The organism is Aliidiomarina taiwanensis (assembly GCF_003987015.1).
Taxonomy (GTDB): domain Bacteria; phylum Pseudomonadota; class Gammaproteobacteria; order Enterobacterales; family Alteromonadaceae; genus Aliidiomarina; species Aliidiomarina taiwanensis.
In genome coordinates this window covers 63,483-71,884 of record NZ_PIPQ01000008.1, presented here as the reverse complement: position 1 = coordinate 71,884, position 8,402 = coordinate 63,483, and the positions used below count along the sequence as shown (strand labels likewise).

Annotated in this window: 10 protein-coding genes and 1 pseudogene; 8 read left to right on the top strand and 3 right to left on the bottom strand. The window is 47.1% G+C overall.

Going from position 1 to position 8,402, the window contains the following annotated elements; all coding sequences use genetic code 11:
- From CWE15_RS12190 to CWE15_RS10505, 5 genes and pseudogenes are all read left to right on the top strand, one after another.
- Positions 1-154, top strand: a pseudogene (locus CWE15_RS12190) (IS30 family transposase); the annotation flags it as partial.
- 13 nt (positions 155-167) lie between these two features.
- Positions 168-1,154, top strand: coding sequence for a DUF2157 domain-containing protein (locus CWE15_RS10520; RefSeq protein WP_126758047.1), 987 nt, complete (start codon positions 168-170; stop codon positions 1,152-1,154).
- Positions 1,151-1,567, top strand: coding sequence for a DUF1801 domain-containing protein (locus tag CWE15_RS10515; RefSeq protein ID WP_126758051.1), 417 nt, complete (start codon positions 1,151-1,153; stop codon positions 1,565-1,567). Before CWE15_RS10520 ends, CWE15_RS10515 begins: the two co-directional genes overlap by 4 nt.
- Before the next feature lie 38 nt (positions 1,568-1,605).
- Positions 1,606-1,959, top strand: a complete 354-nt coding sequence (locus CWE15_RS10510; protein WP_126758046.1) for a DUF1428 domain-containing protein — start codon at positions 1,606-1,608, stop codon at positions 1,957-1,959.
- Positions 1,960-1,989: 30 nt separating this feature from the next.
- The gene (locus tag CWE15_RS10505) at positions 1,990-2,259 is read left to right on the top strand and encodes a DksA/TraR family C4-type zinc finger protein (protein WP_126758045.1); all 270 of its coding nucleotides are present in this window, start codon (positions 1,990-1,992) and stop codon (positions 2,257-2,259) included.
- Positions 2,260-2,303: 44 nt separating this feature from the next.
- Here CWE15_RS10505 and CWE15_RS10500 read toward each other — a convergent pair whose 3' ends face one another.
- A complete protein-coding gene (locus CWE15_RS10500) occupies positions 2,304-3,005 on the bottom strand; it encodes an OmpW/AlkL family protein (RefSeq protein WP_241971890.1) in 702 nt (233 codons plus the stop codon).
- Between the two features lie 126 nt (positions 3,006-3,131).
- The gene (locus CWE15_RS10495) at positions 3,132-3,806 is read right to left on the bottom strand and encodes a DNA-3-methyladenine glycosylase I (protein WP_126758043.1); all 675 of its coding nucleotides are present in this window, start codon (positions 3,804-3,806) and stop codon (positions 3,132-3,134) included.
- A 138-nt stretch (positions 3,807-3,944) separates the two neighbouring features.
- On the opposite strand from CWE15_RS10495, the gene CWE15_RS10490 reads away from it, so the two are divergent.
- From CWE15_RS10490 to CWE15_RS10480, 3 genes are read left to right on the top strand one after another with little or no spacing between them, the layout of a single operon-like run.
- The gene (locus CWE15_RS10490; protein WP_126758042.1) at positions 3,945-5,576 is read left to right on the top strand and encodes a serine hydrolase domain-containing protein; all 1,632 of its coding nucleotides are present in this window, start codon (positions 3,945-3,947) and stop codon (positions 5,574-5,576) included.
- Positions 5,577-5,583: 7 nt separating this feature from the next.
- Positions 5,584-6,654 carry a sensor histidine kinase gene (locus CWE15_RS10485; RefSeq protein WP_126758041.1) on the top strand — a complete coding sequence of 357 codons (1,071 nt, stop codon included), beginning with the start codon at positions 5,584-5,586 and terminating at the stop codon, positions 6,652-6,654.
- A 7-nt stretch (positions 6,655-6,661) separates the two neighbouring features.
- Positions 6,662-7,360, top strand: coding sequence for a LytR/AlgR family response regulator transcription factor (locus tag CWE15_RS10480; RefSeq protein WP_126758040.1), 699 nt, complete (start codon positions 6,662-6,664; stop codon positions 7,358-7,360).
- Here the strand turns inward: CWE15_RS10480 and CWE15_RS10475 are convergent.
- Positions 7,357-8,292 carry a phospholipase A gene (locus CWE15_RS10475; protein WP_157980754.1) on the bottom strand — a complete coding sequence of 312 codons (936 nt, stop codon included), beginning with the start codon at positions 8,290-8,292 and terminating at the stop codon, positions 7,357-7,359. The two genes, CWE15_RS10480 and CWE15_RS10475, sit on opposite strands and share 4 nt — an antisense overlap.
- Between the last annotated feature and the right edge of the window lie 110 nt (positions 8,293-8,402).

The following is an 8,402-nucleotide window of genomic DNA, read 5'->3' as shown; positions in this document are numbered from 1 at the left end:
AGGCTGCAACTTACGGATATTGACCAACGAGATGCTGACCAAAATACAGCAGCGTATAAATCTCAGGCCGCGTAAGGTACTAGGGTTTAAGCAACCAGATGTAATTTTTAAAGAGCAATTGCAGTACGCGCAGAGCGAGTGTTGCAGTTATTAGTTGAATCTAGGATGTGTCGATTAGCAAACAACAGCTGAGGGAAGCAGTCTTAGCAAATATCATTACTGAAGAGCAAGCACAGCAATTAGAAGGCTTGTCTGCGGGGCAAAGCTTAGACATACCCCAGTTCACACTTACCCATGTTTTGTATTATTTTGGTGGGTGCTTAGCTGTGGCCGCCATGAGCTTATTAATGAGCTTGAGTTGGGAAACCTTTGGCGGTGGCGCCATATTTTTACTCGCTATTCTTTATGCGGCAATAGGATTAATAGCCGTTCAGGTGTTGGGGGCGAAACAACTGAATGTGCCGAAAATAATTTGCGCTGTGTTTGTGGTTAGCCTGACGCCCATTGCAGTTTATGGTTTGTTACAGTGGTTGCAGGTATGGCCCGAAGAGATAAATAACTACAGCTTTAGTGTGCATAGGTTGGCACTTGAATTGAGCACCTTGGTTGTGGGCATACGGATGTTCCGCTCTATACCGGCTTCCCTCATAACCTTGCCTATCATTGTGTCGCTGCTGTCACTTGCTTGGAATATTGTAGTGTTTGCTTTAGGTCAAGACATAGCCCGACAAGGTGAGGAGTGGATCATTATCTGCTTCGGCTTGCTTCTGATTATGGCTGCTACTGCTGTTGATGTGCGCACGAAGAAAGTGGCCAATGTAGCCTTTTGGGCTCACATTCTTGGTGCTGTCATGCTGTGGCAAGGGTTGACGGAGCAATCCATGAGCAACGAACTACCAAAGCTGGCGTACTTTATTTTAAATCTGCTCATAATAGGAGTAGGCGCTTTCTTGGGACGACGGGTTTATGGGGTGTTTGGGGTATTAGGCAGCATTGGATACTTAGGTTACTTAGCGTTCGACGTATTCCGTGAAAGCTGGGCATTTCCAGTCATACTGACAGCTATTGGCCTAGGCGTTGTATTCTTAGGTGTGTGGTGGCAAAAAAACAGCCAGGCTATAACGGCAAGGCTGCAGCGGAAGGCTCAAAGATGACCAACAAAACTCAGCCGACTCAGGTACCTGTTTCGGAATTTATAAGCACAATAGAAAATAAAAGGCGCCATGCTGACACCTTAACGGCTCTTGCGTTATACAAAGACATCACAGGCGCCGAGCCAGTGATGTGGGGGCCCTCTATTATTGGTTTTGGAACATACTCCTACACGTATAAAAGCGGGCGCAGTGGGTCGGCTCCCGCTGCAGGTTTTTCGCCAGGGAAAGCACACATGACATTTTATGTCGGGCAGCAGTTTAGTGGCGCTGAAGAGCTGTTTACACAACTAGGCAAGCATAAGAGGTCGGTTGCGTGTTTATATATAAATAAACTAATCGATGTAGACCTGCACGTACTGGGCGAAATAATAAGACGGGACTATACTTTACACAGAGACAAAAATAATCCATAGCAGCGGGCTTCCTGCTGCTTCCAACTAAGGTGTCACTTATGGCTTATGTTGACGGATTTGTTGTTGCAGTGCCGACAGCAAATAAAGAAAAGTATATAGAGCATGCTAAAGAGTCGGCGCATGTGTTTAAAGACCATGGTGCGCTGAGAGTGATTGAGTCGTGGGGAGATGATGTACCCGAAGGGGAAGTGACGTCCTTCCCCCGTGCGGTTAAGTGTGCTGCGGATGAAACGGTGGTTTTTTCTATGGTCATTTGGCCCTCAAAAGACATACGAAATGCCGGTTGGAATGCGATTATGGAAGACCCCCGTATGCAGCCAGGGCAAATGCCGATGCCCTTTGATGGTAAGCGACTTATTTATGGCGGCTTTGAAAAAATTCTCGATGAATAACTTTGTTCGCAGTAAGAGGAGTTAAGTGTCATGGCGGGTGGTTGGGCTCGTGATGGGGCCGTGCAAGATCAAATTGATGCCAGCGTGGAAGACGCAGTGCAAGAAGCGCGCAGCCAATTGCAAACGGGCGAAAGTGCAGAGTTTTGTGAAGAGTGTGGGGAAGCCATTCCTGAACCACGCCGTGAAGCTATTCCAGGCGTTCAGTATTGTGTTACCTGCCAAGCTGAATTAGAAGCTGCTGCGGAGCAAAACCGTGGCGGAATAAACCGCAGAGCGAGTAAGGACAGCCAGCTAAGGTAATGGGCTATTTTGAGGGTGCTACGTTTGTAGCACCCTCAAAACACTTAAAAGGACCAGCGTAACCCAAGCATAACCACTAATGGATCAATATCTACATGTACACGCTCGACAGTATTTCCATTCACCCGCACCGAAGCATTGGTGTCTAGCTGTATTTTACTCACCATAAAGTGAACCCCCATAGTCTCTGTCATATGATAATTAAAGCCGGCTTGTGCAGCTAATCCCCACGAGTCGGTGAGCTTGATAGACACCTCGTCGGAAGCAGTCGTGACACCCAATGCACCTAAGGTCCCAACCAATTCTGTATCTGCTTTTGTGTCAAAAAACGTGGTGTAATTTAGGCCTAAACCAATAAATGGCTGGAATTTGCTGTTAGCCATATCAAAATGGTATTGAGCTAGCAGTGTAGGTGGCAAATGTTTAGTTTTACCTACCTTGAGTCCGTCAATAGCACCAGTACCAGAGATGTCGTGTGAAAAAGGGGTTGCGGCAACAAGTTGTACGCCCCAGTTTGATGACAGGCGATAGTCGAATGTCAAACCAAGCTGCGTATTGTTGTTAACGCCCACGCCTGTGCTGTTTGTAGGGAGCCCTGCAACGCCTTCAACAACGTTTAGCGAGCTGCTGCTGTCGCTGGGCATTGCACCAATGGCTCCTACATTAACAGAAAAGTCGGCCAGAGCAGGTGTTGCAGTGAAGCCTAAGGCAGCAATGAAACTAAGGTGTATAAGGGACGATTTCATAACGTTCTCCATGTGAAAGATGAACGCATTTTGACGGGTTTTAAACGTTTTTATTTGAACTAGATCAATAGATTGACACCCACATAATAAGTTGAGCAAAAGCTTGTTTCAGATCAAAATTAAGCGTTAGCGAGCGTCCAAGGTAAATGACAAAATGCGGGATAAGTGGCTATAAGGCAGCCCGGTTTCCTCATGCCATGCATTGAAAGCTGCTTGTGCTTGCTCTAAGCCTTTTTTGCTGGTGGGGCTTGCGTCCATTAGCTGGTGGTTGGTGAGGGCTGCTACCACATCCCGCGACAAAACAAACCCGTCCCAGCCCTGCATGCGCAAAAAGTATTGAGCGGTTGCCCCTCCTAAACGAGCGCCATTCTTCTTCAACCAAAGTAGTAAACCAACCTGATCGTGCGAAGGCCACTGCGCTAAAAACTGACCAAAGCTGCCGTGGGACTCACTTGCTTCCACGATCATTCGAGCGTTGAAAGGGACTGTATTTATTTTTTGGAGGTTGCGGACAACCCGCGCGTCACTCGCTAAAGCTTCAAGCCGCTCTGGCGGCACTTGCTGCCAGTACTTAGGTACAAAACCGCTGAATGCTTCTTCAAAGCCTGCCCATTTGTTATCAATAATTCGCCAAACAAAGCCAGCTCGAAATACGCAGCGGGTTAAGTCAGACAAGTACCTGTCGTCACTTCGTGCCTGAAGTTCGCTCGCTGTTGCCACTTGAGGCAACAAGTCGGTAATGGCAGAGTCACCCCCTTTACGTTCACGCGCACGTTGATAAAAGTCTGAGAATCGAAGCATGGGACGCCTTTTTGTTTAGTTTACCGCTTGTCATTGAATTGGTCCGCTCGTCATAAAGTTCACACACGAGTGTCAAAGTTCACTACACTGCAATGAAGAACTACAGAAACATAACTCATTTACAGAAGGATACAGTTTATGCGTATGAATAAAAGAGTGATAGGCATAATAAGTACATTTTTCGCCTTGCTGCTAACCGCAACAAGTGTAGCTGCTTCGAACGACCTTGACGGCGTATGGCGTGGCGAGCTGGAAATTCAGAACGGCGTTAGTTTAGCGCTTGGTGTCACCATTAAAAATGGAGAGCTCACTCTGGATAGCCCAAACCAAGGCATGTTTCATAAAGTGCCCACTACCTTTTCAGTCACAAACTCTCAGGTTCACTTTGAAGACACAGACTTGTCGGCTAGCTTTCAGGCAGAGCTAGAAGACGGTGTGTTAGTAGGGACTTTTACCCAAGGGAAAGTACGTCCTCTTGTATTACACAAACTGGACGAGCAAGACTTAGCGCGCCAAGCAGCATTTGAAGGAGCATATGAAGGCGACTTAATTATTAACCGCCGTAACTCGTTGCCTTTGCGTGTCAATATTGCGGTGCTTAAAGGAAGTTACTTAGCCACCTTAGACAGCCCCGCCCAAGAAGCTTATAGCATTCCCATTAGTGACATTCGGGTTAGTGAAAGTGCATTAAGCTTTCAGTCGCCGATGATCAATGCGAGTTACTCAGGTGAGGCCTCAGACGCTGAAGGGGTTACCTATGAGGGGCGTTTTATTCAAGGCCAAACGCGTACTTTAAACTTGAAAAAAGTAACAGAAGGAGAAGCGCGTACCGCATCCCCAAAGCCTAAACTGGGTGACAATGGTGGCGCTGCTGCCATTATCACCCCAGCGGGTGTAGAAACCCGCTATTTTAGCGGCCACAATGCACAAACACAGTATGAAATAGGGTCGGTAACGAAAACCTTCGTTGCTTATTTGCTGGCACAACACGTGGCTGCAGGCAAGCTGGCGTTGGACGACGAGGCGAGTGAAATATGGGCGGCGGTGCCAGCAGGGATTAGCTTGCTGTCACTGGCGACACACTATAGTGGTTTGCCTCGTTTGCCAGAGGGGCTGCTCGCGCAGGCTGACCCTAACGACCCGTATGCCGCCTATGACGCAAGGGCACTTGCACAGTCACTGGCTCAGCACACGGGTGAGCCAGGCGAATATGAATACTCGAACTATGGGTTTGGTCTACTCGGGGAGCTGATGGCGCAAGTGCATGACATGTCGTTCTCTGACGCTGTGCAACAGAAGCTATTCACCCCCTTTGCCATGAATAATAGTTATGTGGCTCTGACGGGGGGACCCGACACGGTGACAACGGGGTATAACATACTAGCCGAGCCTCAGCTGCCATGGCACTTTCAGTCTTTGGCTGGGGCCGGTGGTATTGTTTCAACTTTGGATGATATGGTGGTCTATACTCAGTCTCTGATGCAGCTGTATCAACAAGAGGACCCGGCTGTGCAGCTCATGTTAACGCCTGTTTATTCGCTTGGAGCTAAAACAGAACAAGCCCTTGGTTGGATTCTGAGCGAAGACAATGAAGGGAAAAAGTTTGCATGGCACAATGGCCAAACAGCCGGCTTTACCAGCTTTGTTGGCTTTTATTTAGACGGGTCACGCGCTGTGATTGCCTTAAATAGCCAGTCTGTCGGCATAAATGAGACGGCCATGTCGCTACTAACAGACCCAAGCGCTAGCCTAAGCACACCAGCGGAATAATGGATATATGGAACAGCGTTTCTACTGGCTTTATCAATTGCTCGGCTGGTCTATAGCTGGTCTTATAATTTCTTTGAGCTTGTTTGTAAGTGGCTTCTTCGATTGGACTGAGCTGGTATTTGTTAGTGTTCTCATTAGCTCAGCGGCACTGTTTTCTCATGGTATGCGGTACCTGTTCAAACGAGTAATTGTACAGTTTCCTTTGGGTATACAATTGGTCTATTTTGCCACCATGTCGGGGCTGGGCGCAGGTGTGGCAGCATCCACGCTGGTGTTCGTGTTTTACCTTTTTGTACAAACAGGAATGATAGATCCTGTGGGGCCAGGTCAGTGGGGGCGAGTGATTCGGCATATATTTTTTGGTAATGCGGTGAATATGTTTGGCGCACTTCTCCTGTGGAGTGCCTTTTATGTGAGTATCGTGAAAGCACGGCAGCTTGGTGAAGCAAAAGAAGCACTTGCTTCAAGCCAACTACAAGCGTTGTCACAGCAGCTAAACCCGCATTTTTTATTCAATATGCTAAACAACATTCGTGCGCTCATCCTTGAAAATCCACAGCGAGCTCGCGACGCTTTAGCCCGCTTAGCGGACATGTTGCGTTATTCCTTGCAGCAAGGGAGCGAGGGGAAGCTGCAAGCTAAAGTGCCATTACTCGAAGAGCTGGCCATTGCTGACGAATATGTTGCCCTGTGTAAAATACAGTTTGAACAACGTTTGCAGTATGAAGTGCATGTGGATGACAGAGCAAAAGATGCGGTATTACCTCGGCTGCTTATTCAGTTGTGTATTGAAAATGCGATAAAGCACGGCATTGAACAGTTGCGTGAAGGTGGCACTATTAAATTAGAGGTGCAGCATGTAGGTGAAACCCTGTGCTTGTCGTTTTATAACCCGTGTCCAGCTTATGAGAATCTCCGGAAAAGCCGCAAAGACACCGGGATAGGGCTTAAAAACATTCGTGAACGGTTAAAGCTACTATATGGGGAGAGCAGATCATCCCTTCGCTTTGATAGGCGTATTGAAGGTAAGCGAGGTATTGCTGAAGTGCATATACGTTTACCGTATGAAAAGGAGTAAGTGGTAGGTGTTACGGGTAGCTATTGTAGATGATAGCCGGCTAGCGCGGCTGGAATTAAAAGAGCAATTGCAGGACTTCTCAGACCTGACAGTGGTAGGAGAAGCAGCAAGCGTAGAGGACGCTTTAACCCTGCTGCAAAGTACAGAAGTAGACCTCTTATTGCTGGATATCGACTTGCCCGACGGTGATGGGTTTGATGTTCTGGCGCAAGCCGATAAAGCTCCTGATGTGGTTTTTGTGACGGCTTTTGATGAGTATGCCATTAAGTCGTTTGAATTTAATGCGCTTGACTATTTAATGAAGCCAGTGCGAAGTGAGCGATTACAAAAAGCCCTTGAAAAGGTGACGAAAAATCGGAAAAACGAGAGCAAGCTTGCCGCCACCCAACGTATTTTTATTAAAGACGGCGAGCGTTGTTTTTTTGTGAATGTGAGCGACGTGTTTGCATTTGAAGCGATGGGCAATTATACCCGAGTGCATTTAGCTGAAAACACGCCTGCTGTATACCGGCCAATAAGTGCCGTGGTGGAGCGGCTCGACGAAAGTTTTTTTAGAGCGAGCCGCAGTTGGGTTATAAACACCAACTATATTGAGCATATAGAGCCCGCCATGAGTGGTGGGTTGGACCTGAAGTTAGCGAATGGCTTGCAGGTTAGCATGTCAAAACGACAAGCTGTGATTTTTCGTCGCACTTGGTCACTTTAAATATTGAGCAGTAAAAAGCCAATACCTACGCGTGTTTGACGATGGTTATAGTCAAGCAGGGTCTCTCCATACCCACTGAACACTTGCAGTTGCACACGCACCCCGCCAACCTGACTGCGTGACAATGGGTAGGTGACATTTAACTTCCAGTTTCCCCGTTCCATGGAAAAATACTCGCCTGAACGCTCCAAGCTGACCGTAGAACGGCCAATTAGCGCTGTCATGCTTGTTTCTAAGTTGCCCTGATAGCGAATAAGGTCGGGGTTGTCGTCCTTTTCCAGTGGCTCGTTGACCCGGTGCTTATAAGTGCTTTCGAGTAATACAGGGCCAAGGGTGATAGCACTACTAACGTGCCAGTAATTCCAACTACGAGAAGCGGGCTTGCTTTGGCCATTGGAGTGGTGCGCTAAACCAACACGTACCATTTCTAAGCCTAACTCACCGGGAATAAGGTCAAAGGTTTGGCTTAATGGAATGACATAAAAAATATCTGGGTTGTGGTCAGTGCTTCTGAAAGGTCTTGAAATGTCTTTATTCCATGCTTGCCATAAGGAGGTTTGCGTGTAGGCTACCCATAGGTCCGCGTTATGAAACAAAAAGTCTTCTAATACTTTCGTACGGAAAGAAAACTGAAGCTTCATTTCATGGTCTTTATATTGGTCGACTGCTTCAACGGGGCCGCGTGTTGGGCTAGCAGGCTGGCTATTAATATTATTGGTGTAATGGTAGGGCAGCACGTAATTAGGTTGAAAGGTCCTTAAGGTATACAGGCCGCGCTTGCTGTCGCTATCTAGCTCCCAAAACTGCTCTAATATGTTACTAGTTTCTGTGTAAGCATAAGCTTCTTGTTGCTGCTCATGACTCTGCGCGGGATAAACTGCAAAAGCCAAAACGAGGAGCAGTAATCGTTTTGTAAGAAAAGTATTTAGCACTTGGCAATACTCCAGTTATTGTTATAAAACGTAATGTATGTGAGTGTATCAGTAGTTTTTAAATTTCGTGGCTATATTTAGTAAAAAATAACCAAATCGTAAAGGTTGAA